This window comes from Desulfoprunum sp. (assembly GCF_053613775.1).
Map to the genome: position 1 here is coordinate 681,086 of NZ_JBSHXH010000008.1, position 24,593 is coordinate 705,678.

Annotated in this window: 20 protein-coding genes and 3 pseudogenes; 6 read left to right on the forward strand and 17 right to left on the reverse strand. The window is 46.8% G+C overall.

The window, feature by feature from the left end; translation table 11 throughout:
- Positions 1 to 208: 208 nt before the first annotated feature.
- Positions 209 to 1,046 (forward strand): IS5 family transposase gene (locus tag ACWGKN_RS17840; RefSeq protein WP_424255536.1). Its coding sequence is split into 2 segments (ribosomal slippage): positions 209 to 621 and positions 620 to 1,046, totalling 840 coding nucleotides; the frame shifts between segments, so codons are not numbered across the junction.
- A gap of 496 nt (positions 1,047 to 1,542) precedes the next feature.
- Positions 1,543 to 3,261, forward strand: a complete 1,719-nt coding sequence (locus ACWGKN_RS17845) for a transposase (RefSeq protein WP_452095720.1) — start codon at positions 1,543 to 1,545, stop codon at positions 3,259 to 3,261.
- A gap of 125 nt (positions 3,262 to 3,386) precedes the next feature.
- Here ACWGKN_RS17845 and ACWGKN_RS17850 read toward each other — a convergent pair whose 3' ends face one another.
- From ACWGKN_RS17850 to ACWGKN_RS17930, 17 genes and pseudogenes are all read right to left on the reverse strand, one after another.
- Complete coding sequence (locus ACWGKN_RS17850; RefSeq protein ID WP_452095721.1) at positions 3,387 to 4,667, reverse strand: hypothetical protein; 1,281 nt, start codon at positions 4,665 to 4,667, stop codon at positions 3,387 to 3,389.
- Positions 4,668 to 4,766: 99 nt separating this feature from the next.
- Positions 4,767 to 5,992 (reverse strand): annotated as a pseudogene (locus tag ACWGKN_RS17855) (ISAzo13 family transposase).
- Positions 5,993 to 6,058: 66 nt separating this feature from the next.
- Positions 6,059 to 7,300, reverse strand: coding sequence for a Coenzyme F420 hydrogenase/dehydrogenase, beta subunit C-terminal domain (locus ACWGKN_RS17860; RefSeq protein ID WP_452095722.1), 1,242 nt, complete (start codon positions 7,298 to 7,300; stop codon positions 6,059 to 6,061).
- Positions 7,297 to 8,640, reverse strand: coding sequence for a polysaccharide pyruvyl transferase family protein (locus ACWGKN_RS17865; RefSeq protein ID WP_452095723.1), 1,344 nt, complete (start codon positions 8,638 to 8,640; stop codon positions 7,297 to 7,299). The genes ACWGKN_RS17860 and ACWGKN_RS17865 overlap by 4 nt, the downstream gene beginning before the upstream one ends.
- Positions 8,633 to 9,409: a hypothetical protein gene (locus ACWGKN_RS17870; RefSeq protein WP_452095724.1), complete on the reverse strand. Its 777-nt coding sequence runs from the start codon at positions 9,407 to 9,409 to the stop codon at positions 8,633 to 8,635. The genes ACWGKN_RS17865 and ACWGKN_RS17870 overlap by 8 nt, the downstream gene beginning before the upstream one ends.
- Complete coding sequence (locus tag ACWGKN_RS17875; protein WP_452095725.1) at positions 9,393 to 10,391, reverse strand: glycosyltransferase family 2 protein; 999 nt, start codon at positions 10,389 to 10,391, stop codon at positions 9,393 to 9,395. Before ACWGKN_RS17875 ends, ACWGKN_RS17870 begins: the two co-directional genes overlap by 17 nt.
- Before the next feature lie 147 nt (positions 10,392 to 10,538).
- Entirely contained in the window at positions 10,539 to 10,727 is a 189-nt protein-coding gene (locus ACWGKN_RS17880) for a coenzyme F420 hydrogenase/dehydrogenase beta subunit N-terminal domain-containing protein (protein ID WP_452095743.1), read from the reverse strand.
- Between the two features lie 18 nt (positions 10,728 to 10,745).
- Positions 10,746 to 10,922, reverse strand: a pseudogene (locus tag ACWGKN_RS17885) (4Fe-4S dicluster domain-containing protein); the annotation flags it as partial.
- A gap of 36 nt (positions 10,923 to 10,958) precedes the next feature.
- Positions 10,959 to 12,512 carry a lipopolysaccharide biosynthesis protein gene (locus tag ACWGKN_RS17890; RefSeq protein WP_452095726.1) on the reverse strand — a complete coding sequence of 518 codons (1,554 nt, stop codon included), beginning with the start codon at positions 12,510 to 12,512 and terminating at the stop codon, positions 10,959 to 10,961.
- Positions 12,513 to 12,529: 17 nt separating this feature from the next.
- The gene (locus ACWGKN_RS17895) at positions 12,530 to 14,038 is read right to left on the reverse strand and encodes a hypothetical protein (RefSeq protein WP_452095727.1); all 1,509 of its coding nucleotides are present in this window, start codon (positions 14,036 to 14,038) and stop codon (positions 12,530 to 12,532) included.
- 101 nt (positions 14,039 to 14,139) lie between these two features.
- Entirely contained in the window at positions 14,140 to 14,625 is a 486-nt protein-coding gene (locus ACWGKN_RS17900; RefSeq protein WP_452095728.1) for an acyltransferase, read from the reverse strand.
- A gap of 14 nt (positions 14,626 to 14,639) precedes the next feature.
- Positions 14,640 to 15,743, reverse strand: a complete 1,104-nt coding sequence (locus ACWGKN_RS17905; protein WP_452095729.1) for a DegT/DnrJ/EryC1/StrS family aminotransferase — start codon at positions 15,741 to 15,743, stop codon at positions 14,640 to 14,642.
- 137 nt (positions 15,744 to 15,880) lie between these two features.
- Positions 15,881 to 17,494, reverse strand: a complete 1,614-nt coding sequence (locus ACWGKN_RS17910) for an exopolysaccharide biosynthesis polyprenyl glycosylphosphotransferase (RefSeq protein ID WP_452095730.1) — start codon at positions 17,492 to 17,494, stop codon at positions 15,881 to 15,883.
- Positions 17,491 to 18,366 carry an exosortase/archaeosortase family protein gene (locus tag ACWGKN_RS17915; RefSeq protein WP_452095731.1) on the reverse strand — a complete coding sequence of 292 codons (876 nt, stop codon included), beginning with the start codon at positions 18,364 to 18,366 and terminating at the stop codon, positions 17,491 to 17,493. Before ACWGKN_RS17915 ends, ACWGKN_RS17910 begins: the two co-directional genes overlap by 4 nt.
- Positions 18,367 to 18,762: 396 nt before the next feature.
- Positions 18,763 to 20,814: a PKD domain-containing protein gene (locus ACWGKN_RS17920; protein WP_452095732.1), complete on the reverse strand. Its 2,052-nt coding sequence runs from the start codon at positions 20,812 to 20,814 to the stop codon at positions 18,763 to 18,765.
- Positions 20,815 to 21,419: 605 nt separating this feature from the next.
- The gene (locus ACWGKN_RS17925) at positions 21,420 to 21,896 is read right to left on the reverse strand and encodes a type II toxin-antitoxin system MqsA family antitoxin (RefSeq protein WP_452095733.1); all 477 of its coding nucleotides are present in this window, start codon (positions 21,894 to 21,896) and stop codon (positions 21,420 to 21,422) included.
- A gap of 3 nt (positions 21,897 to 21,899) precedes the next feature.
- On the reverse strand, positions 21,900 to 22,043 hold the full coding sequence (locus tag ACWGKN_RS17930) for a type II toxin-antitoxin system MqsR family toxin (protein ID WP_452095734.1): 144 nt from the start codon (positions 22,041 to 22,043) through the stop codon (positions 21,900 to 21,902).
- Positions 22,044 to 22,605: 562 nt separating this feature from the next.
- Between ACWGKN_RS17930 and ACWGKN_RS17935 the strand changes: the two genes are divergently transcribed.
- From ACWGKN_RS17935 to tnpC, 4 genes and pseudogenes are all read left to right on the forward strand, one after another.
- Positions 22,606 to 22,815, forward strand: a complete 210-nt coding sequence (locus tag ACWGKN_RS17935) for an addiction module protein (RefSeq protein ID WP_035231436.1) — start codon at positions 22,606 to 22,608, stop codon at positions 22,813 to 22,815.
- The gene (locus tag ACWGKN_RS17940; RefSeq protein WP_035231434.1) at positions 22,812 to 23,099 is read left to right on the forward strand and encodes a type II toxin-antitoxin system RelE/ParE family toxin; all 288 of its coding nucleotides are present in this window, start codon (positions 22,812 to 22,814) and stop codon (positions 23,097 to 23,099) included. The genes ACWGKN_RS17935 and ACWGKN_RS17940 overlap by 4 nt, the downstream gene beginning before the upstream one ends.
- Before the next feature lie 124 nt (positions 23,100 to 23,223).
- A pseudogene (locus ACWGKN_RS17945) lies at positions 23,224 to 23,352 on the forward strand (hypothetical protein); the annotation flags it as partial.
- Positions 23,353 to 23,566: 214 nt separating this feature from the next.
- Positions 23,567 to 24,593, forward strand: a 1,027-nt coding sequence (gene tnpC, locus ACWGKN_RS17950; protein WP_452095735.1) for an IS66 family transposase, incomplete at its 3' end; no start/stop codon positions are given.

Sequence of the window (24,593 nt, forward strand, 5' to 3'; positions counted from 1 at the left end):
GACAAAACCGACAAATCTATTTATTGCGTACAGGAGACTACGAACGAAAAAACTACAACCCTCCCGGGTCAGAGACAGAGACGCGATCACGTTCAGGAGAATCCTCGACAATTCTATTCGAATAAGTGCTTATCCGTAAATAAAATATACTTTCCTCATAATTTTTGCTATGCTGGTAGCCATAACGAACCCCTATCACGGAGACAATATGGCAAAAATCAAGTCGTGGGAAGTATCCGATTCGTTTTGGGAAAGAGTTGAGCCGCTTATTCCAAAGCCGCAACGCGATCCGAACCTGACCTACAAGCGCAAGCCGGGCGGGGGCAGAAAGCCGATGCTCCCGCGTCGTATCTTTGAAGCGATCGTGTATGTGTTGCGAACTGGCTGCCAATGGAAGGCATTGCCCAAAGAGATTTACGGCAGCCCCAGTGCGATCCATGCTCATTTCATGCGATGGATGGAAGCTGGGTTTTTTCTCGCACTCTGGCGAGCCGGACTTGCCGAATATGATGAAATGGAGGGTATCGCCTGGAGTTGGCAAAGCATTGACGGAGCCATGGTCAAGGCTCCCCTGGCGCAGGAAGCGGTTGGTCGGAACCCGACCGACAGGGGAAAAAAAAGGAACCAAACGACACCTGTTAGTGGACGGCCGTGGTGTCCCGTTATCGCTCGTCGTGACCGGAGCCAACCGGCATGATGTGACCCAATTGGAACTTGTGTTGGTGGAGATCGTCATCGAGCGTCCCAAAGATATTGAGCAGCACCTGTGTGCCGATAAAGCCTACGATGGCAATCCGGCCAAGCAAATAATTGTATCCCATGAGTACATCCCTCACGTGAAAGCACGCGGGGAGGAGATACAAGAGAAAAGCAACAATCCCGCTTGGAAAGCCAGGCGGTGGGTGGTTGAGGTGAGCCATTCATGGTTCAACCGCTTCCGAAAGATCTTGGTCCGCTACGAGAAGCGAGCGGACACCTATACGGCCTTGCTGCATATGGCCGCGGCGATCATTGCCTTCCGAAAGGTAGGCATTATTTACGGATAAGCACTAAGGCTTTGGCCGAACTTCAGCTTTTAGAGAGAGGCAGCTCCGCGATGAAGCCAAGTCATGCGGTAACCAACCCGCGTATATCAGAGTGATCAAACGTCGCCACAGGATCCCGTCTCTGTCTTTGCCCTGGGATTTATACGCAACAACGAACCCTTATAACACCGATTTTCGCGAAGCGTTTCTGATTAATGCCCGAAAGGGCAGCCCCTATGCAATACCAGGAGTAACATACTGTTTTAAAATATAATATTATCAAAGAGAGTATGGTATATCCCTTGTTTTGTTATCTGCAATGACGCTTAAAGGATGCAAAAATACAAACATAAAACACGAGGATAGTCAGCAGACCACAGGAACCCTTGTCAATAAATAATATAATTACATGTACATACGGATATAGCCTTGAAACCCAATTTCGGCCTGCGTTGATTTTATCTGTTTTGTGTTTTTAAATTGACTAGCATAAGCGTCATTATGTATAATCAAGGGCATGAGAGATGCCAACTTTTTCACCAAACCGGTCGACAAATGGCAGCGCAAGTACGAAGCGCTACGGGCTTCCTTTGTCGAGCGTCTTCCGGACCACATTGTTGCCGAACGTTTCGGGTTGAGCGTCGGCTATCTCCGTGTTCTCAGGCATCAGTTCCGTCATGAAAAGATCGACTTCTCGGAAGCAGTGGCCGAAGGCAGTCGCCCGCGACGGAGAATCGATGCCGCAACCCGGCAGAAAATTGTTGCATGGCGGCAGCGCGAACTCTCGGCCGGCGATATTTCCCAACTGCTCCACCGGGAGGCGATAGACATTTCCGTGCGCACCATCGAACGTATCCTGGCCGAAGAAGGATTTAAAAAGCTTCCCCGACGAACCCAGCTGAAGATCGGCCGGACCATTGGAGGGGCGGAGGCGCCGGAAGCTGCCGCACCAGTCGCAATCGAACGACTCGAGGGGCAACGGTTCGAATCCGCCGGTGCCGGGGTGTTTCTCTTCGCTCCATTCATTGCCCAACTCAATCTTGATGCCGTTATCAAGGAGGCCAAGCTTCCGGAGAGCAAGAGCCTTTCCGCAACCAACTACCTCTTCTCCATTCTGGCCTTGAAGCTTCTCGGTACCGAGCGCTACGCCCATGTCGACGGGCACGTTTTCGATCCGGGGCCGGGCCTCTTCGCCGGTCTCAACGTCTTGCCGAAATGTACCGCCCTCTCCACCTACTCGTATTCCCTCGACGCCGATCATCTTCTCCGCCTGCAGGATGCCTTCATCCGCCAGGTCATGCGCTTGGCCCTTTGTTCCGGTTCGATCATCAACCTTGATTTCCACACCATCCCGCACTTCGGCGATGAATCGGTTCTCCAGGAACACTGGGCCGGCGCCAGGGGCAAACGGATGAAAGGGGCCCTTACTCTCCTGGCCCAAGATGCCGACAGCAGACTGATTCTTTTTTCCGCCGCCGATATTCAGCGCAGTGAGGCCGATGACCAGATTCTCGCCTTTCTCTCCTTCTGGCGGGGCATCAAAAAGCCGATGGACTCGACGTTCATCTTTGATTCCAAACTGACCACCTACGAGAATCTCTCCGAACTCAACCTCCAGAAGATCGGGTTCATCACCCTCAGGCGGCGGGGCCATAAGCTTGTCGCGGAGACGGAGAAACTTGCGCCCTGGAAACGGATTACCATCCCCCACGATAAACGTAAGTATCCGCAACCGATGGTGCACGAATCGAGAATTGCACTGCGCGGTTATGTCGGCGAAGTCCGGCAGATCATAGTCCGTGGCAACGGCAGGGAGAAGCCGGCCTTTCTGATCACCAACGACTTTGAGATGCCGGCGGAACTGCTGGTCGGCAACTACGCCAGGCGGTGGCGTGTCGAAAATGGGATCGCCGAGGCGGTCAAGTTTTTCCATCTCAATGCCCTGTCGTCGCCGATCCTGATCAAGGTCCACTTTGATGTGATCATGACGATGATTGCAGATACCCTGTATTGCCGTCTGGCCCGGCAATTGCGTGGTTTCGAAGACTGCGATGCAGCAAAAATTTTCCGGAACTTCGTCAAGGGCGGGGGTACTGTCGAAGTTCGGGACGGGAACATCACTGTGAAGTTCTCCAAGCGCGCCCATAATCCTGTGTTGCGGTCCGTTGCCTGGTCAACCCTGCCCAAACAGATGCCCTGGCTGAACGGCGCTAACTTGTCTTTCCAGTTCAGTTGAACGGGATTGGTGCATGTTAATGATTGTGTCGGTTAAAGCCGACGCGAAAATCGGTGTTATAAGCAAGGAACGGTTCTCTTTTACTTTATTGACTTTGACAGCCATATCAGAATATGGAATCACAATCATGGTACAGGATTACCTGATTTCTTAATTTTCCAATCCGACCAAATTGAGCCTGTCATCGCTAGCACAAGATATAAAAAAACAAATGACTGGTCAAAATAAGAAACCGAAATCATAGTAGCAGCATTGGCAAAAAGTGATGCACCTAATGCCCAGATCATGAACAATACAACATGTGACATAGCATCTTCTGGTTGTGCAATTACCTGGCCAACATATGAAAAGCCCTTAGCCAAAATCAGAACAAAGAGTATCATCAAAGGAAGGCCACCCAATACGCCCATTTTAATATAATGGTTTGTAATATCTGTGTGATCGGGGCTCCAACTCACACCGGTTGGCATCCAGTGCCGGGTATAGTCCGTTCCCCAAAGCCACCACTCGTTGAAATGCCTTATCGCCGTATTAATAAGCTCTGCACGATGCCATCCCGTACTCCCTTTAACCAGGGGTATTCTTCCCATCAGGTAATATGGATCTGCCTTCATTACAATATCTAAAACAATATAACCTCCTACAAACAGCCAACGTAGAGCTTTCATATTGTAACGATAGCGCCACATAGTCATAGCTCCAACACCTGTTAATAGACTGACTAGAGGCCCACTGGACTTTGAACAGATGACAATTGTGACACAAGAAAACATTCCAATAACTGCTGCTTTGCGGTGTTTACTCCAGAGGGCAATTGCCAGTGGCATGCAAACCGCACCTACAGTACCAGCGAGAATGGGATGTCTAAAAGGCCCTTGGGCCCGTATACTTCCTTCTCGAACAAATGGTATAGATGGCACACCACCAAAGATAGAAAAAAAGTTATGATTCAATAAGTGCTCGTTAATCATTTCAAAAGATATGGGTAGAAGTATGAAAATCAGTAGATAAATCATCCTCCAAACATCTTCAACTGATTGAATAAAAATTCGAAAAAGAAAATAAATCCCGCAGGTATTATAAACAAGCCCGAGACGAAAGATCAGGGCAGCTGTTACATCCGGCCGAAACAAACTGCTGGTCAGAGCCCAGGAAGCCCAGAACAACATCAGCCAATCAAGCTTGTTCAGGCCTCCTTTTATGCGTTCCCCGCGGAGAAGCACCCTGATGATTCCTGTTACGATCAACACTCGAATAACCGTAAAAGAAAAAGAGCCAACGGAAAAGCCCTGGCCATAAGTCATGTAACAGACAGCAATAAGCAGAGGTACTGGTGCGAAGCGTCGAGGCAAAATCAATAAAACGACAACATTTATAAGCAAAAAGATTACTGTGAAATTATTCAAAAGTACCTGCTCTGTGAAATATGCAATTAATTCTATTATAATTCAGGCGGAAGGTGGATGTGATTATCAGGTAAGCTGTTAGGGATTCAGAAGTTATAATTATACCATTTCAGGATAGATTGTAATATCCCACCAATGCAGATCAGTAGAGCGTAGCAAGCGATTTTCAAGATCATTTTTTGCTTTACCGCAGAGCTTGATCCCTCTTTCGTACACAGCATCCAAGAGACTTGTGGTGGCCTGTATTCCTCGCCAAGCGAAATTTCCAGCACGGTTCAATACCGTAGCAACGCTGTCGAGCAAATAGCCATTCCATGACTTCTCCAGTCCGGCCCAATATCGTTCAATTGCATTGTATTTGCTATGATAGGGAGGATAATAGATCAACCTGATTATCAGCCCGGTCGAGTCGGCAAACTCTGCTATTCGATACAGGAATTGACTTCGGTGGCCATTACACTCAGGGCCATTATCCAGGTTGATGACCAGTTGCTTCACATGAAAAAGATTCTGTTCTCTTGCTTCCCACCAAAGCAGGAGACCATCGACCAGGAAATCGCTGGTTTTGTAGCTGTTGCCGAAAAAAAGGAACGACTTGCCGGATACCGGTTCAAGTATCCCACCAGGCACAAGTTTTTCCTTGGGCTGCATGTCATGATCCAAGGCTTCAACCGCAGACCGGCCGCGTGATTGACCGCCTCTTGAATATTCGCCGACATGCACAGTCGCTTTGGTGTCGATGCTGATCCTTAATGCGGTAGGTTCAGCATCCGCCCAGGCATTCACGTACCAGACATTTTCGAAGATGCTGTCGGTTTCCGCCGTTTTTTTTGCACCTTGGTTTTCTCTACTGTACGCAACCTGTATTCATGCCGGTTCAGAATATTGGAAATGGTGCGTACAGTTGGCAGTGATTCCGGCGACCATCCTTCTGCAACAAGGGCATCGAAAACCGATTGCGCCGTCATGTTCGTATAGAGTAGCGTTGTTCGTAACCGGGGTTCAGCTTGACTGGATGGCTCCATGATTTTTCGGATATCATCCAACAGCTTGGGATTCTTTTCCTCCGATTTCGGTTTGTGCCGTTCGGTTAGATCGTTTACACAGATTATGCCACTGCGGAACTCGTTGATACCAAGGGTCACAGCGGACCGGCTCCAGCCAAATTCATCTTCGGCAACACGAGGTTTGCCATCCAGGATGGTAACTGCCACGTCTCCCATAGCCTGGCGACGAGATGGCCAAGGGATCAACGCGACCAACCGTGAAATCATCTCAGCTAATTCGGGCGACACGCCATTCCGATCCAGAGTCGATGTCTTCATATGCAATTCCTCCTTGTTTGCGATATGAAAACACTATAAACGGTATTTTAGTAATTTCCATGTCCCTTAGGGTATCAGTTTGTTACGATGCCACAAACTTCGCTGAATAAGCCTTCTTAAAGTTCCAAGTACGGACTTTACCATAACAACTGGTGTTGTCCGCGACCACGTTTTGAAAAGCCTGAAGCCAATAAACTTAGTTGTTGGCACTGTTAATATTTTCATTGCAAGCTGACGACCAAATACTACTTTGCGCCTTTCAATTAAACCCTGAGCCTCTATTACACTCTCCGGACTCGAAGGAGTTAATTCTAAGTAGCCTGAAGCTACAGCCCTGTTGAGTAACTCCTGCCCACGGTGCGTTCTGACCATGGCGAGTGATAGGCCTGGGTTGTCGGTCTTTTCGTTGTATCTGTGCCACGCATCGCCGCATGAAATGTCACAAAGCTCACCTAGGCCGTCAGGGCAGATATGGCAGCGGAAAGAACGATACTTTTGTAAAAAATGCCAACTCGCTGTATAATTTGATAGAATTTTTTTCACCCCATCCTTACTTGTTATGGTGAAGCCTCCGGGCCAACCATCTCCCCTATATGAAAGATGAGTAACTGCTTCTTTATTGACATTAAACTTTCTCATCAGGTCCAAACTGGCCAGGACACTGGGGACTCCAGCACAACAAAAGGTCAGAACCAACCCAAGATTCTCATCCAATTTAGGACGTTTCTTCCTTAACGCGGTAATTGCTGCAGTATCACAAGGTTTTCCAATAAAAACACAAGGTCGAGAGCTTTCTTCAATAACTCTAAACAGATCGCATGGAGATGACGTTACATACCGTGAACCAGCATTAGTCAGCAATTCATCTTTTGACTTGCTGATTCTGGTTTTATTCTCCCAGGGTTTTCCAGGATGAGCCCCAGTGTGTAAAACAAGTTCCATCCCCTCTTTCTCAAGGCAGTATAATGCAAGAGCAGTCAATAAGCCACCTGATGAAGCACGGAATCTAATTTCTTTATCCGTTGCGAATCCTTCCCAAATACTGATAGTCGGCCCAATTAAGAAATTATCAATATATTCTTCATCGGTCCGCGGAGCGGACAAGGTTGCATCGACAGAAAATCCTGGGCATATGCTCAAACACTCAACACAATTTTCACAGAGATCTGTTTTAAATTGGGGCCTGACTCCTATATTAACAATATTAACAAGACTGACAGCACCCATGTCGCACAATGCATAGCATGCACCACAGCCCACACAAAGACCCCAATCAACAACATCTTGTATTTTTTTTATTGATCTCATCTGGTATCGTGGCAATCAATCAAATTATTAAACATTACCGTTATTGTTTTTTGTGCCTCAGAGATATTTCCTTCTAGGCCCATTGATATGGTTTCTCGTTGATGATAAAAGCTCAAAGTATGTTTAATAATGATATCTTCAGTTAATGATCTTGCGTCCAACACAGTTTGACCTGCCCCTATTGCCTCAAATACACCTAAAAACTTTTTACTATAGGCAATACCAACTGTTGGAATATGTTGTGATAGTGCAGCAATGCAAGCATGCATACGTGACCCAATAAAGAAATCACATAAATTTATAACTCCCTTAATTCCAGATTGATCATACTCAGCAGAAACCATATGCAATCGATTTTTCCATCCTGTACCAAGCAATGAAAAAATCTTTTGTGATGCATCCGGGTCGCTATTTATATTGCCTGGAGCACCAAATGTGTGCGGCACGAACAGAACGTGTGCTTCGGTCTCTTCAAGAATCTTTTCAATTAAATGAACAATCAATTCTTTATAGATAACTTTTAAGCCAAACATATTTTTTCCTGTGTAACCACCATTATACATTAACCCGTTGACATTAATACCAATCAGTGGATGTTTTTTTTCAAATTCTAATGGTGGCGCAATATCAATATGTTCTGGAGCAATAGAATCTAATTTAAACGCCATGTCAGGACAAAATTGGATAGACTTTTTATTTAAGCAGTTTCCTGACAATTTCTCAACATAATCGATACTGGCCAAGTCACGGCTATAAAGTTTATCGGCATGTTTAATTATAAAGCACGCTATTATTTTTGCTATAAAGCTGTCAAAAGGGCCATAGGTTTGCGGTAATAAAATAAGTTTTTTCCTTAGCAGAATTACAACAACTACAGGTAATGAAGAAATAATAAAGCTTTTTAAACCATAAATATCACTGAAACTGTCTCCACCACGAACATCACCTATAAAATCAGCTTGCGCTATTTCATGTAAACAACAATTTCCATGAATAATTTTTTGCCGCCAGAGAGATAGAGGAGTGATTTTCTGAAGACATGCCAGAAAAAAAATCCATAATAGATTTTTTTCTAATTTAGCTTTAGGGGACATTCTGAAGTTAATGACCTCAAGTACTACATCCCTTTTTGCTAATTTCAGCTGTTGCGGATTGGAAGATCGATTTCCAAGAAAAAGCTTGATTTCAGCATCAGGCTTCACTTCCAGCATTGATTTTACAAACGAAGCACAGAGAGCGGACACTCCCTTATTCCCTGTATCCAGTGATGCCCCCATTAAACAAACTTTGTAGGGGACAAAATTACCCTGCATAATATCCTTTTCCGCTCTATTATTCATACATTAACTCTTGTGCTTTTATTACTGGGTCCGGTAGTGGACTAAAGGAGTCTCTGGAATCCAAAGCAACATGTAACTGCCTGATACGTCTATATAAAAGTGGCCAGCCAAAACGAGTCAATCTGATACAACATGTTTGGATAGGAAGGCGGTGGGTCCATTTTCTTTGCAAATAACGAGAGCATTCTACAAAACCAGCGTCCAGGCTTAGAACAGGTAAACTATTGTGAATGACTGGAGCATGAATAATATATGCGCCAAAATCTTGCTTCAGTGCTTCCTGGACAATGTCGGTACCATATAAATGCCAGCCAGGTAAATTGTTGTCAAATGTGAGGCCGGAACGCTTTCTGACAATTATAATCAATTCATCTACTGATACAGCTGGCTCTGGTTCTCTAATCGAAACGCCAACCTCTCGTCCCAGGCCTGTAGACCAACAACGACCTTTCACTATACCGCTGCCATCCACGCCAACTGCTCCAAGTACAGCCCATGGTAATCGTTTTTTTTCGAGAAAATTAATGGCGTTATCCATTTGATGAAGCCAAGGTGCCGGGATATAAACGTCCTGATGAGCAAAAACCAAGAATTTCCCAGTGGCATTTGCTATTCCATAGTTATAGGCTTGGCTTGCGCTTGTAAAGTTTTCCGCTGGGATGAACTGGACATTTTTGTGCTTCAAAAGAGGGGAGCGGAGCAGGTTCGACTCTAAAACCGAATGGTTATTAACTGCGGCAATAAGCGTTATGTTATTTAGCTGAGTCATTATTATAATATTCTGAGCGCCGGAATCCCTTTTTTTGTTGCCTTTTTTTTTCGATAAAACTGATTCCTTGCTGACCGATTAATCCTAGTATCAGTTTAGCTAAATTTTTTCCAGTAGGATAGGCTCGAAGTGATGTAAAAAAGCAGTACCGTGCTTGTTTATGATTTTTATTATTATAATAAACAATCCCTAAATCAAACCAGGAACTACTCAATTGTTTTTTCACCAAAGAATGCTGCATTGTTGAAAGATCGTATTTGGAAAGTTTTTTATATATTTTAATAAGACTTTTATAATTCATTTCTTTATTTACCAAAAACTGAGCACTTAGATTAATACTTTCAGATTCATTCCTGCGAAAAGCTTTTGCCAGCACTTTCGGATTCACCACAACTCCTCCCTTAGTGGACAACCGAAAAAATAAATCCGTGTCTTCATTGATTGAGAGTTCTTCGTCGAACAGGCCAACATCTATGATTGTTTCAAGTTTGGCTAAAACTGTGGATGTCCATGCATAGCCTTTAAATAAAGACTCCCTGACAAATAAGCTCTGCTTGACATCAAAAGACAGGCAGTTCTTAAAAAAATCAACTGAGGCACTTCCGGGAACACCCTCGAAAACGATATTGGTGCAACTCATCACAGCATCTTGAAATTGCAGCAAATCTATCATTTGGAATTCCAACTTGCGGGGCAACCATTCATCATCAGAATCCAGGAAGGCTATCCATTTACCTTTTGCATTTCTGATACCAGTATTTCGTGCTGCACTGACACCTTTGTTAATTTGGTAGATATACTTTACCTGTGAAAGATAGGGTTGCACCACCTCAACGGTATTATCCGTGGAGCCATCATCGACTACAACGATCTCATAATTCTTATAAGTTTGTGCAAGCACACTGTCGAGTGCCTCACAAAGACAATGGGCACGATTGTATGTCGGAATAACAACAGAAATTAAGGGGGTATTATATGACAATGTACAGATTACTCCTAGATTGTATTGAGTGCACCATCGTTGCGAACAAGGGATATGTTCTTGATTCATAAATAATCATTGGCGTCGATCAGCATACCCTTGAGCAGTTATTGTAGGTAAATAAACCTTAACGTTCATGTTCCCTTATTAGGTGAAGGCTGTACCCACCACCACCAGCACAGCTCCTCCCTTGTTGAGAGCGTTTTCTGTTAAAGCGCTAAAAACACCTCCCGAAGAGCTTTGACCGCGAATTTCCGGATCGAAATGGCAAGCTGCCCAGACCTTTTGGAAATATCCGGTTTTGTCTAGTGTGTCACGGGAGGTCTCTTTGATCATGGACCTGTTGACAGGACACACTTTCAGACAAAGTCTACAATCAGTACAAGAGGCCAAATGGATGTTTACGTGCAGAAATCCTTCTCCATCCGCAATCATTGTTATGGCATCCTCAGGGAAAATAGCAGCACAGGCTGCACATCCAGTACATAATACTGAGTCCTTGCCTAATGTATGGTGATTTAAAACAGTCAAAGCATTCTCACACCCTGTGTATAAGAGTTTTTTCTTTCAGGTATGGCGCTGACGTCGCCATAGTTTTTTCCACAAATTCTGAATGTTATGGCGAAAAAAAGTTTGTTCTTTATCATCAAGGGCAACGAACCAGGTGGCTACCGAGTAAACAGCAACACTACTCCCTGTTACTATAACAAGTCTTGCAAAACTGGGTTGGAAAAAAAAATTTGGTAGAAAGGCTGCGATAAAAGCCAAAGAGCCTACAATGCAACATGGAATAACAACTTTTTTTATCCAGCGTTGAATCGGGACCTTCAGAAGATGCCGTGCCCATAAAACACGGCCAAAAGAACAGATTAGCATGGTTATTATAAAGGCAATGCCTACACTTGTCGGAGCAAAACCCATATAGAAAAACAGCCAGGTTAACGGCAAGGTCAAGCCTTCTATTGTGCCTATGGTAGCCTGATAACCCGCAATTCTGCCATGGGCATTTACCGCCAGCAGGTACCCACTGCTTAACCGATCGATCAGAAAAGTGCAAAGAATCAGGCGGCAAAATACTGCAGAATACCTAGGCGGTTCGACCAACCAGAGTTCAAGAAAATACTCCATCTCCATCATCAATGGAACAAGAAAAACAAGAACAAGCAATGTGCCAAACTTACTGGCACGAAGTGACAAGTTTATCATACTTGCACGATCCCCGCGACCCTCTCTTGCTGTTATTTCCGGCGAAAATGCTCCCAGCATAGCGACCGCAAGTTGACCGCTCTGGTCAGAAACTTGTTTTGCGATGCTGTAGGAGGCATTCACCTTAGGGCCGAAATATAGATTGAGCAGTATGGCGGAGCCCTGGTCGCGGAGGATCCATCCAAAATTTCCAATAAGGTTCCAGACAGCAAAAGAAAATAGTTCTTTTAATCGTTTTCGGTCGAACCATTGCCCGATCACGAATTTGCATTCTTGAAACCCAAGGGCAGCACGGGTAATCTGGATGCTATGGACAAAAAACAAAATAGCAGTCATGCCAAAAGCGTAAATAACAAGACGATCTCCTGTTGCATGTATTAAATACCAGGCGAAACTAAAAGTAAGCACTGAGTGTATCATATTCCATCCGGCCAGTTCCGCGATGCGTTGCTTGGCTCGGAACATTGCTATAAACGGGACAGAAAGCATGCCGGTGAAAAGAGAAACCAGTGAGATATGAAAAACCTTTTGGCAAACAAAAATTCGCTCCTGAGGGATATTGAGTATGTGGGCAATAACATAGTCACCGATGAACCATCCTGCAAAGGTAAGTGAAATGGCAAGGCATAGATGGATGCTGAGAGCCGCATTAAACCAACGATTGACTTCTATCTGGTCGCCCTGTCCGATGGCATATGCATAATGGCGCGAAGCACTGCCTGACATGACAGAGTTTAAAAAAGAAATAAAGATCAGAATGGAGCCAACAAGACTGAAAAGGCCAAAATCCACTTGCCCCAGGGCGTTGAGTACCCAACGGCTGCTGAAAAATGCTAACCCTGCGCCAAGAAGTGACCTGCTATAAGTCGCAACAGTGTTGAGGGCTAGCCGCTGTGATGAGTTCTTGGTTGTCAAGGTAACAGGGACGGGCACTATTTTAGTTTAAAATATGATGGTGTGGCAAGTTGTTGTGTGGAAGCTAGATAATAAGAATCCCACATATCCCGCACAAACGAACTAGGATACAAACCTCCATCTATCATTGTGGTGTGTTTTTCTGGATACCTGCCACACGCTTTTCCTGCCTGGCAAGCGAAATCCGTAGGGCCATTATAGTAGTCCAAGTCTGGATCTAAAATACACATCCCTGGATTGGTAGAATCAGCTCCGTATGTTTTCCCATAATTATCGACAACCCCATCGAACGGAGCGCATGGGTCTGATTGCGACCAAATACCGTTTTTTACCCATCTCTCTACGTATTTTCTTGTTATAGCCCATCTAGTAAGATTCCATGCGCTCTGCAAACTTGGCATCAAAATAGTTGCCAAAATCTCTCCCTTATGTGCTTGGACAGTCAAGAGTTGGTACTCCATGCCACATTTTCCACCATCTATATATCCATATGGGTCTTTCTGGGTTCGGCTACCGCCTAGTCCCATGATATAGTTCCAATAACCTGATTCTGTTGATGCCTCCCCCCACAAGCCTTTACCTTCTGAACCTTCATAAATATACTCGTCTTCATGGAAATAGGTTGCTGTGTTTAATTCTGCTTTAAGTGCAGTAATGTCAAGCATAGTAGCAGCAAAGGCAGCGACTATTCTATGCCCTGGTTGATGTCCTCCACCGGCAGGGAATGTTTGGCCATTTAAAATAGAATAACCTGTATCAATACCGTATTGGACAAGTTGTATTAATGCTGGCATTTTTGTCTCAACACTATCATTTAACATCATTCTCATAATAGCATTATTGTAATCCGTCGTATTCTCCGGCTGATAATCATTCATATGATCTTGTGGTCTTATAGCTCTGCCCATTCCACCTTTTTCATGGTTAAGTTGGACTTTCTTGTACCTGTCCACAATAGATTGTATAGTCGGAGGGACGTCAACAGAGGGTAATGTTGGTAGCAACTCTGTGTGGAGATCATCAGTAGAGTATAATGGTTTAGTTGTACCCATATATGGAGGTCTGAAAACATTTGCGCCAGGAGGAGTTGAGACAACTGTAAGAATTGATGCTGTGCGAAGACAGTCACCACGGCAGCTTGTTACCATTGTTTCTCCTGTAGGTATACTAACTCCCTTTAATAATGACTCTCCTGCTACAGCATTGTAAGGTAGTTTCGGAACCAGACTTGCATCCCAACCGCCACCATAAGTAAATGCCTCCAACCCTTGATAATTATCCACGGCAGGGTTAGATTCCCATCCATTATGAAGCCCGTCAAAAGCAGGAGTAATATTGATTATGGTTACTGGACCAACAACCCACCAATCTCCATTGACAAACTGTCCAACCTCGCGGGCAGTGCTAAATGTCCAAGTGATTCCGTATTGGCTCACTGATGTTGCAGTTGCCGCATTTGATAAATTTACCCTATTCAAAAGAGCAACAAGCAAACTTAACCCAATTAACACTATTTTCGTCTTCATAATTTTCGTTCTCCTCAATGATCTTTTGTGTATAATTTTGTAGAGTCAGGCCTGCTATATCAATATCTGTAGAATTTCAAATGAACAAAAAATGTAATTATCTATCGACGTTCTTTCAGAATTCGAGCCGGATTGCCAACCACAACCATATTTGGCGGTACATCTTTGGTGACAACGGCGCCTGCCCCGACAAGAGCACCTTCGCCAATCGTTATTCCGCAGAGAATCGTGGCATTAGATCCGATAGATGCTCTCTTTTTAATAAAGGTTGGAATGCATTTCCAGTCAGCTTCGGTCTTGAGCGATCCGTCTGCGTTGACTGCCGCGGGATCGAGATCGTTTATAAACATCACGCCATGGCCGACCATAACTTCATCTTCGATTGAGACGCCTTCACAGATGAAGGTATGGCTTTGGATTTTGCAGCGATTGCCGATTGTGGCGTTTTTTTGAATTTCGACAAATGGGCCTATTTTTGTTTCATTGCCGATCGTGCAACCGTAGAGGTTGGTGTAAGGGGCAATTGAGACATTTTCGCCTAATTGTACGTCTGGGGCGATACAATTATCATAGGTATTTTTTGTCATGGGAGTAGAGGGCCTTACGCCATCTCCTCCTTAATTTTTTTCGCTATGTAGCGAATACTTTCTTCCTCCAGCTCGGGGAACATCGGCAACGACACAAATTCCTGGGCGCATTTTTCAGCGATGGGGAAATCTCCCTCGGTGTAGCCTAAGAACTGATATGCCTCTTGCAGGTGGAGGGGGACGGGGTAGTGGATGCCGCAGGTTATGCCTTGTTCTGCCAGTTTGTTTATCAGTTGGTCACGGTTTTGTACTCGAATTGCATAGATATGGTAGACGTGTTGCGCATAGTCTGCCTCAAATGGCAGCGTTATCTGGGCTACGTCTTTGAGGAGTTCATTGTACAATTTGGCGTTTCTGCGTCTGGCGTCGGTCCAGGCTGGGAGATGGGGAAGCTTTACATCGAGAACAGCGCCTTGAAAGCCATCCATGCGGGTATTCCAGCCTATTATTGAGTGATGGTATTTTTTTCTTTGCCCGTGGTCGCGAAACATCCGCAGCTTGTCAGCAAGTTCCTGGTTATTGGTGACCACAGCTCCAGCCTCGCCATAAGCGCCGAGGTTTTTTCCAGGATAAAAGCTGAAACAGCCTGCAGCTGAGAGGGAGCCTGCGCGACGGCCCTTGTATTCTGCGTTATGCGCCTGACATGCGTCCTCGATGACAACAAGGTTATGTCGGTGGGCTATGTCAAGGATGGGATCCATATCAGCCGTCTGGCCAAAAAGATGGACCGGTATGATGGCTTTGGTTCTGGGCGTAATGGCGGCTTCTATAAGAGAGGGATCTATATTGTAGGTTTGTTCATCTATATCGACAAAGACAGGGGTGGCCCCACAGAAGCTGATTGCTTCCGCCGTGGCAATAAAGGTACCTGGGGAAGTAATTACCTCGTCGCCCTTGCCTATGCCCAGGCCTATGAGCGCCATCCAGAGAGCGTCTGTGCCGCTGCCCACGCCTATGGCATGCTCGCATTGGCAGAATCTGGCAAAGTTATCTTCGAATCTTTTTACCTGTGGGCCGCCGGCAAAAGAGGTGTTGTTGATTACTTCTTGCAAGGCTGTGGCGATTTCATCTTTTATCGTTTCGTGTTGGGCTTTAATGTTGAGGAAAGGGATGGTCATTGTTATTTTTCCTTGGAGGGTAAAGGGCTTAGGGGCTTAGGGGCTTAGGGGCTTAGGGGCTTAGGGGCTTAGGGGCTTAGGGGCTTACGCCATTACGCCCTTGCGCCCCTACGCCATTTCCCCGCACTTACCTGTTGTTAATATGCTCCTTTTTTTTCAAGAACCACAAAAACAGTTTCAAACAGGATATTACAATCGAGGATAAGGTTCCTGTTGTATATGTAGTATAAATCCAGGAGGATCATGTCCTCAAATGCAACTTCACTCCGGCCGGTGATCTGCCAAAGACCGGTAATACCAGGGCGAACGGATGTGCGGTTTTTATGCCAGTCCTGGTACATTTCATACTCGTAAGGCAGGCACGGTCTCGGCCCGACAAGGCTCATGGAACCTTGTAAGACATTCAATAATTGCGGTAACTCATCCAGGCTGAACTTGCGTATTAAACGGCCAACCCTGGTAACCCGTGGATCGTTGATGATTTTCAGTGGGGTTTTTTTGCTGCTGTCTTTGCCGATCTCTCCTTTAATAAGCTGGGAGACGTAGTCTTTGTGAATTTTATTGTCAGAGTTTACCCGCATGGAGCGGAATTTGTACATCATATACGTTGCTCCATTTTCACCTATTGCCTGAAATCGGTAGAAAATGGGGCCTGGTGAATCAAGTTTGATAGCCAGTGAAATCAACAGAAAGAGTGGGGACAATAAAAGAAAGAGGAGCAGGGACACCATTGCATCAAAACAATATTTCACTCTTTTAAAAAAGACGCCATTATTTTGGGAGCAGAGCAGGATCATCGGAACGCCGCAAAAATTATTCATAAACAATTTTATTGCAATGATTGGCAGGAGATTTGGCGAAAACCAGGCATTGACTCCAGCTAAGGTACAATAATCAAGTATGGAACACAGCTTCGACTTATCGATTTTTTGATCGGTGATGATAACGTCATCAATATTATATTTTACCACAATCTCAGGAAGTTGGTCGATGCTTCCCATTCGTTCCTTGATATATACTCTTTTAAGGTCAAGGTTCGTTTGTATCCCCAAGGTGCCGGCAATCCAGAAGGGTGCGTTGTTGTCCACGATGTATCGCGTAATAGCATCTACATCACTATCGGAACCTATTATGATGACTTGTCTTCTGAAAGGTCGTCTCAGCCATTTGAAGAAAACAATATGGACCAGGAAGAGTCTGCTGATGGTCAACAGCATAATAGCGAGTAAAAAACAAATAAGGACAGACAATCCACTTGACATGAACACCGGTATGCCATTCTTGCAGAATAGGCCGGTTATACCAACAAAAAAAATAGCCATGCCGAAGGCCAGGAGGAAATCAAGGAAATGATCCCATAAATATCTGCTGAGAAAGAGCAAGATAACGGCACCGCAGAGTAATGCAATCAGGAAGAATGAAAAATTAGTCTGTAACAGATGGGAACTATTAAGGAGAAAAACTATGATGATGAGTGTCAGAGCAGACCAGCAAAAAGATTTAGCCAGATTTATTAAATGTTCTTTTCGGGAATAAAGAAAGTGATAATTGTAAAGATGGTAGGTTGGAAAAAAAGAAATAGCTGTTAAACTCAGAACGATTAAACTGATCGTTGCCTCAATATCCCGGAAAAGCATAAAATCCCACCCTGTCAACCGCAGCCCTAGCAGACAGGCTCCGGCTGCCACGGCGATATCACAGACTATTAAAATGAGATAATAACTTTCGGATGCTGAAAAATTAGTTTTCATTGAATATCATGTATGCTTGATTCGTGGGCCTTCGACAGGTACTGGTCTAGAGCCATAATTCCCAGGAGTAAAACTGCGAATACGGTCCAGCTTATAAAAATATGGGGCCTTTGTCCTCCCATGGCCGGACTTATATAATGCACGGCAAGAAAAATGGCTGCAAGCCGGATCATGCCTGCCGCAATGGCTAGGGGAATGGATCCGAGTATCACTGTCAGGCGGCCGGCCAAGCTTTGCTTAAAGAGGGCAGCATAAACAAGGCTGAAAACGAAATAAGACAAGAGGTATCGTATACCACTGCAACTTTCGGCGACGAACAGGTTCGCCCCCGACAGATAAATATTAAAATTCTCCCGGTAAATTGGCACGCCAAGGGATTTTGTCAGCAGGACTGAACCCCATGTGCTGCTCAGGCGTATCTGCTCGGAAAGTGCAGAGTAAATTGTTGGTGGGAGTGGGATCATTGACGCAAGAAAGAACAAGGGGAATGCCGTTTCCTTAAATAGAGCGCTGCCGAAAAGTGAGAGTGTTAGCCCGCCGGATATAATAAGGAATGACAGGACCGCCAGACCCACGGGATCTTCGGTATATTTGCTGAGAAAAAAAAGAACACCGCCTAACAGGATGACGACGACACCAGCCGGCCAATTTCTTTGAGACGGTAAATTTTTTATTTTATCAAAGTTACGCCATAAAAGATATGCAGACAAAAAGGGAACAAAAACCCCATGGGAACTGCCCTCCCGGTGCAGGACGGCCAGGGAAAGGTCCAGTAAGGCAGGGCGATAAAGCGTTATCCCTAAACAGAAGAGGATCAGGCAAAGGAGCAAAAAACGGCCACGACTATCTGAAATTATATTGTTTTTTGTCATTTCTGAGGAGAACCGGTGAAATATACCATGTCAGGAAATGTTGGATGGCGTTTTCCATGCCTGAAGGGTTTGGCAATACGGTTGATGTGACCATCTAATCAGTATAGCAATAGATCGGGGATATACAAACTGATAATGCAGCGCTCTGGGGTGGGTGTAAAGATAGGGTGCCGGTTGCGGCATGGGTGGTGGATCACAGTCTCGATGATCTCAAATGGGGAACCGTTCGGCTTAGACGTTCATTTGGTCTCGTGGGCTTACAAATTGCGAAACAAAAAAAACATCAGCCCATTCTGTTGTGGCCTGAATGCGCTGATGTTTTGAGTATTGCTCGATTTTCACAAAAGGGGAACCGTCTGCCTGATGCTGTTACGGTTATTCCGAACATGTCATTACTTACGGCATTGAACCGATGGTGATGTACCCCACTACCTCGGGAGCATGGCTGGTTTCCGCATCTTTTGAGGTTTCCTCTTCAATTTTTATCTGGGCTGTGGTGGTGGAGACACTCTGCCTGCGAACCGCAGCGGTGTCGGCTTCTGCGGCAGTCTGCATGCCGGCGATAAAGAGTGGCATGCTCGGGAATTCATTTTGGAAGGTGATTTCGGACCAGTTATCGGTAACACTTTGTGCCGTAACCCCAACTTCGTAGAGCAGTCCCGCGTATGTACCCGTGCCGGGTTCCCATGCAATATAGCCGACAGTCTCCGCCTTATGGAAAACTTTGTTTTTTTCCATTTCCTGTAGTGCATAATCAAATGAACCCACGCCGCTGTTGCGGACTCTGCCGGTGACTGCCGAGGCTTCATTATACGTCAGTACCTGGGTAAGTACGACCGGGACAACGTTGTAGGTCTGTTGGAAAACTACCTTCTGGAATGACGTTGAGCCTGTGAAAGTGCCTGCCTCGAGTTTGGCGCCGTTGTCCAGTTCGTATACGCCTTTTTCCATGATGAGAATACCGAACGTCTCGGTGGCATGCCTGTCTCTCAGATACTCATATTCATCGACACGAACCTCGCAGCCTGTCGAGGTGACGTTGCGTATCCTTAAAGTGGCCGGCTTGGCATCGGCAAAACTCGGTGGTCCGGCAACAACTACTGGATCGACAAATGGCTGACTGAAGGTCACTGTTTTCCAGTTGTAATCGGCCTGCACTTCCTGCAGCTCAAAATTGATGCCGAGCACGGATATGGTTTGCGAGGTAACCGCTGTCTCGCCTTTGTCATCGGTGACTGTGAGGGTGACCATGTGGTCGGCAATAGCGTTGAAAGTATGCCGGGCGGTTGGGCCGCTCGCCGAGGTTCCGTCGCCGAAGTTCCAGACATAACTGGTTATCGATCCATCCGGATCGCTTGAGCCGGAGGCATCGAGATCTACGATGAGCGGTGCTTGACCGGTTGTCGGGGTTGCCGTGAAGGATGCCACCGGTTTTTGATTCGCCGCTACGGTTGAGTCGATGATTGCGCCTGTTGGTGTCCCGACCACGGTGGTTGGTGCGCTGATGATCACGGGGAAGCTTGTTTGGTTGGTCAGGCCGGCGCTGTCGGTGACAGTCAAAATGGTCGTGTATTCTCCCGCTGTGGTGAATGTGTGCTCAACTATGTCTCCCTCGGCATGTGAACCATCGCCGAAGTCCCAGGAATAGGAGACCATGGGTGGTTGCGCACTGCTCGAACCGCTGCCGTCAAAATTCACGGAGAGTGGTGCCTCGCCGACAGTGACTGATGCCGTTCCGACGGCAGTCGGCGGGACAGCGGGAACGGTCGGGGATGTCGTTGTGGCAGTGACGGTTATTGATACGCTGCTCTGTTGTATCAGTCCACTTGCATCTTTTACAGCCAGGGTTGCCGTGTATGTGCCTGCGGCCTGGTAGGTATGGGTTGCGGTTGCGCCGATCGCTGTATTGCCGTCCCCGAAAGACCATGCGTAACTGGTGATGGAGCCGGTCGATTGGGTACCATCGAAGGTGAGGATGAATGGTGCCACACCGGTCTGACTTGGTGTGGTGATCACCGCGGTCAGCAGAACCGGTGTCGGTAAGGTGGTATCGGTGCTTGTCGCATTCACGGCGACGATGTTGGAATAGCCGCTTTCTTCAGTGCCATTGACGGCAGTCAGGGCGAAGTAATAAGTCGTGTTCTCATCCAGGCCGCTGATCGTGAAGGTGGTGGTTAGCTTTCCAATGGTAATCGGTGAAGGACCCTGGATTGCGCCTGTTCCGTCAAAGGGGGCCACCGGTTCCCCGCCTTTCTTGTAGTAGAGCTTGTAGCCTTCGACTGGCTCGGGATTGGCGGACCAGGTGAACGAATAATCCTTGGCAAACGTATCGGTCGTTGCGAAGAGGCAGACCATCGCGATACAGAAGGCGATGGTAAACGCTGCGTTGAAGAATCCGAATCTTCGCTCAATTTTGAATGTGGTGTTAACTTGTGCCGTATTTGCCATGATAGGTTCGTTTGCTTGGAGGTGATGTTATCCCATCCTGAAAGACGGGACCGGAAGTGCAGGCAATTTTTCAAGGGGAACTGGAGCGGACACCTTTGCTTGGCCTGATTTTCCGGATGTTTATGAGTATCAGTAACGACCTCTAGCAAATTCCATTCCTGTATGGATTAATTGGCGACCCGATTTGCTCTATCTTGTGAAAAGTGTGTATAATTAGATTGTTGGATGTTAAAGAAAAGCTAATGTGGCGATGAAAATGATGAATTGGGAGGGGGTTGGGAGGATAGTTCAGAAGGAAGGAGAGGGGTGTTTCGTCGTACCAAGCTCAATTTCGGTATTCAGCTTGTTGATATCGTAATTGGAGTTTCGTTGCTCTTATGTTCCATGCTTGTTTTCGAGTGGATCCCTGTTTCGAGCGGTAGCGATAAATCTCGTCGTTCCCGATAGGGCGATGGTCGAGATGCTGCCCCCCGCAGTCATTTCGAAGCGAAGCGAGAAATCTCGTGTTTCCGAGGATGCCTTTCTTGTGGCGGTTGATGGCTGCATGAGATCTCTCACTGCGTTCGAGATGACAGCGGGGGAAGGTCGCGATGACAGTGGTGAAATCATTCTCCGGCCGGCCGAGTTTTGCGCTGTCTCGTCGAGCGGTGGATTTTTTTCGTCCTGCCCGCCGTCAGCACCTCCGGGAGGAGGTCGGGATGCTGATCGAGCAACTTCAGCAGCAGGACGGTCGATTTGGCCGGTTGCCTGACGCCGCGTTCGTATTCGGAAAAGGCATTGACCCCGCCGCCGAAAATATCGGCCGCTTCCGATTGATTGAGGCCAAGACGTTTGCGGATGGCTCGCAATTCCAGCGCCTGTCTGGTGTCGATTTCTTTCATGGCCGCTTCAATTTTTTTGGAGAAGCTTTCCGCATCCTCACCACAAATGGATTCGCTTTCGCCACAATCAGGACAATACCAGCCGGGGAAGGACATGATTGTGATGATTTCGCCTTTGTATGGGATCTCCTTGTCTCGAGTATCCATCACCATATTACGACCGCCACAAGAACCGCACTGTCTTTTTTCTATAGTTTCCATTGCTTATTTCTCCTTAAACTGAATAACCACCGCACCTTCGCGCAGGGTGACCTTGATGTAGGCAGTTTTGCCGTTCGGGCAGGGGGCATGATACACGTCCTGCCACAGAGTGGCGTCGTGGATCGTGGTCATCGATTTGTAAAACATGCTTCGAGAAAGAGAAAAGATGACATCAGTAGGCTCATCACCGGTAAGACCCCATAGCAGCGCTGTTAATCTGCGCCGTATGGGTAAATGCAAGTTTGCCGATTTTGGCAACTATCGCTTTAATGTCAGTCAGTTTGTAGTGTGGTTTTCTCTTTTCCATAAACATATATTAACGTTTCCAGTTAATTTTGACAAATTTAAATTAACTATATCGGTTAATGCAACGCGCGGCAGGCAAAACACCGCCGTCCTCGCCTCCCCCGCTGTCATTTAAGCCTCCCCCGCCGTCATTTCGAAGCGAAGCGAGAAATCTCGTGTTGCCGAGGATGCCTTTCTCGGAGCGGATGATGGCTGCATGAGATCTCTCCCTTCGGTCGAGATGACAGCGGGGGAAGGTCGAGATGACAGCGGGGGAAAGGGCGACGAGGCGGGGGAAGGTCGAGATTCACTTGACGCCCCACCTCGAGAGATAATAGTATTCACCAGGCATCACACTTTATGATATGATTTCAATTCCGAGGGATTGATGGACAAATCATAGAATAACGGGAGGGAGGAGGTCATGCGTGGCAAAGACATACTGAAAGAGGCCTTAAACCTTGAGCCGGCGGAAAAGTTTATTGTCGTTGAAGGTTTACTGAAAAGCCTGGATGAACCTGACTCTGAATTGGATAAGATATGGGCGGACGAAGCCGAAAGGAGATTGGAAGCCTATAGAGATGGGAAACTCAAAGGTATCCCAATGGAACAAATCTTCAATCCACTGAAATGAAGGTCATTTTTTCTGAACTTGCCAAGTTGGAACTGGATGATGCCTGTAGTTTCTATGACCTCCAAGTTCCTGGACTTGGTTCAAAGTTCAAGGATGAAGTCGGAAAAGCCGCCAGACGGATCGCGGAATTTCCCACGGCGTGGTCGATTGAACGAGGTGAAATTCGAAAAGGTTTGCTCCACATGTTTCCCTATAAGCTCCTTTATTCTATAGAAAAGAATCATGTTTTCATTATCGCGGTAGCCCATCAGCATCGTAGGCCGACGTATTGGCAGAGGCGATGAGGATCGAGATAAGGGGATGAATGTGTTGCCTCATTGAGCGCCAGCGAGAAATCTCACTTTTCCTTGCGGTGGATGTTCCCAGGTCGGTTTGAGATCTCTCCCTTTGGTCGAGATGACAGCGGGGATGGGTATCTTGGCCTTCGCCCTGGCGGAGTTGTGGGACGGCAGAACCGCCTCCATCCTGGTCAACCGTCTTGGACTCAACAGTCGGAACAGCAGCAAACCGCCCGCGGCGGACCCGTTCCGGAAAAAAGAGCGGAAAACCGCCGGTGGACGAAAACCAGGCGGGCAGCATGGCCATGTCGGCAAGACCCTGCAACAGTTCAGCGATCCCGATATCGTCAAGCCCATCCCGATAGACAGGGATCTCCTGCCGCCGGGAGAGTACAAGAGTGGCGGCCATGAGGCCAGGCAGGTTATCGATCTGGATATCGGCATCGTTGTCACCGAATGGCAGGCGGAAATCCTTGTCGACCAAAACGGGAAAAAAGCATGTCGCACCTTTTCCGGAAGGCGTTACGCGGCCGATTCAGTATGGCATCGGGATCAAAATCAACTCGGTTTACATGTCACAGTACCAGATGATTCCGTACAATCGTATCGAGGAGCAATTCGCCGATCAGCTGCAGATCCCGATCAGTGCCGGCTCCATCGTCAACTTCAACAGGGACGCCTTCGAGCGGCTGGAGTTGTTCGATACGTGGGTCAAGAATCGGTTGGCCATCTCCCCCCTGGTCCATCTCGATGAAACCGGAGTCAATGTCAACAGCAGCCGATATTGGCTGCACAACACCTCGACCGACAGCTACAGCTATTTTTACCCGCATCAGAAACGCGGCGGAGAAGCCCTTGACGAAATCGGAATCCTCTTCGGCTACCAGGGCATACTCTGCCATGACCACTGGAAGCCCTACTTCAACTATGGTGCGGCCCACGCCTTGTGTAATGCCCATCATCTCCGGGAACTGGAAAGAGCTGCGGAACAGGATGGGCAGAAATGGGCCAAGCAGATGAGTGATCTCCTCCTCGAAATCAACCGAGCGGTGGATGAAGCCGGTGGCTCTCTCGACCCGCCTGGCGCCGAGCTGTTTCGGCAGCGATACCGGGAAGTGTTGACCGAAGCCGAAATCGAGTGCCCTGAGCCGAAGAAAAAGACATACCACCTGAAACCGGGAAGGATTGCCAGATCAAAAGCGAGAAATCTCCTGGAGAGGCTCGGAAAATTTGAGGATGCCGTGCTCCGATTCATGATCGACCCACTCGTGCCCTTTTCCAACAACCAGGCAGAAAATGATCTTCGCATGATCAAGGTCCAGCAAAAGGTGTCGGGCTGTTTCCGTTCGATGGACGGCGCCAAGGTATTCTGTCGCATCCGCAGTTACTTGACAACCTGCAGAAAACAGAGCGTTACTGCGACGGAGGCATTGCGTCTGCTGTTCGAGGGTAAATGGCCGGCATTCATGGTTGCCTCGGATGTCTCTTTGGATGCTGAAT

Bases quoted from the DNA above. Each gene is read 5' to 3' on its own strand.
- ACWGKN_RS17905 (WP_452095729.1), bottom strand. From the start codon at position 15,743: ATGACCATCCCTTTCCTCAACATTAAAGCCCAACACGAAACGATAAAA.
- ACWGKN_RS17870 (WP_452095724.1), bottom strand. From the start codon at position 9,409: ATGACTCAGCTAAATAACATAACGCTTATTGCCGCAGTTAATAACCAT.
- ACWGKN_RS17935 (WP_035231436.1), top strand. From the start codon at position 22,606: ATGCGTGGCAAAGACATACTGAAAGAGGCCTTAAACCTTGAGCCGGCG.
- ACWGKN_RS17880 (WP_452095743.1), bottom strand. From the start codon at position 10,727: ATGATCAAAGAGACCTCCCGTGACACACTAGACAAAACCGGATATTTC.
- ACWGKN_RS17920 (WP_452095732.1), bottom strand. From the start codon at position 20,814: ATGGCAAATACGGCACAAGTTAACACCACATTCAAAATTGAGCGAAGA.
- ACWGKN_RS17910 (WP_452095730.1), bottom strand. From the start codon at position 17,494: ATGAAAACTAATTTTTCAGCATCCGAAAGTTATTATCTCATTTTAATA.
- ACWGKN_RS17940 (WP_035231434.1), top strand. From the start codon at position 22,812: ATGAAGGTCATTTTTTCTGAACTTGCCAAGTTGGAACTGGATGATGCC.
- ACWGKN_RS17860 (WP_452095722.1), bottom strand. From the start codon at position 7,300: ATGAGATCAATAAAAAAAATACAAGATGTTGTTGATTGGGGTCTTTGT.
- ACWGKN_RS17845 (WP_452095720.1), top strand. From the start codon at position 1,543: ATGAGAGATGCCAACTTTTTCACCAAACCGGTCGACAAATGGCAGCGC.
- ACWGKN_RS17900 (WP_452095728.1), bottom strand. From the start codon at position 14,625: ATGACAAAAAATACCTATGATAATTGTATCGCCCCAGACGTACAATTA.
- ACWGKN_RS17895 (WP_452095727.1), bottom strand. From the start codon at position 14,038: ATGAAGACGAAAATAGTGTTAATTGGGTTAAGTTTGCTTGTTGCTCTT.
- ACWGKN_RS17915 (WP_452095731.1), bottom strand. From the start codon at position 18,366: ATGACAAAAAACAATATAATTTCAGATAGTCGTGGCCGTTTTTTGCTC.
- ACWGKN_RS17930 (WP_452095734.1), bottom strand. From the start codon at position 22,043: ATGTTTTACAAATCGATGACCACGATCCACGACGCCACTCTGTGGCAG.
- ACWGKN_RS17925 (WP_452095733.1), bottom strand. From the start codon at position 21,896: ATGGAAACTATAGAAAAAAGACAGTGCGGTTCTTGTGGCGGTCGTAAT.
- ACWGKN_RS17865 (WP_452095723.1), bottom strand. From the start codon at position 8,640: ATGAATAATAGAGCGGAAAAGGATATTATGCAGGGTAATTTTGTCCCC.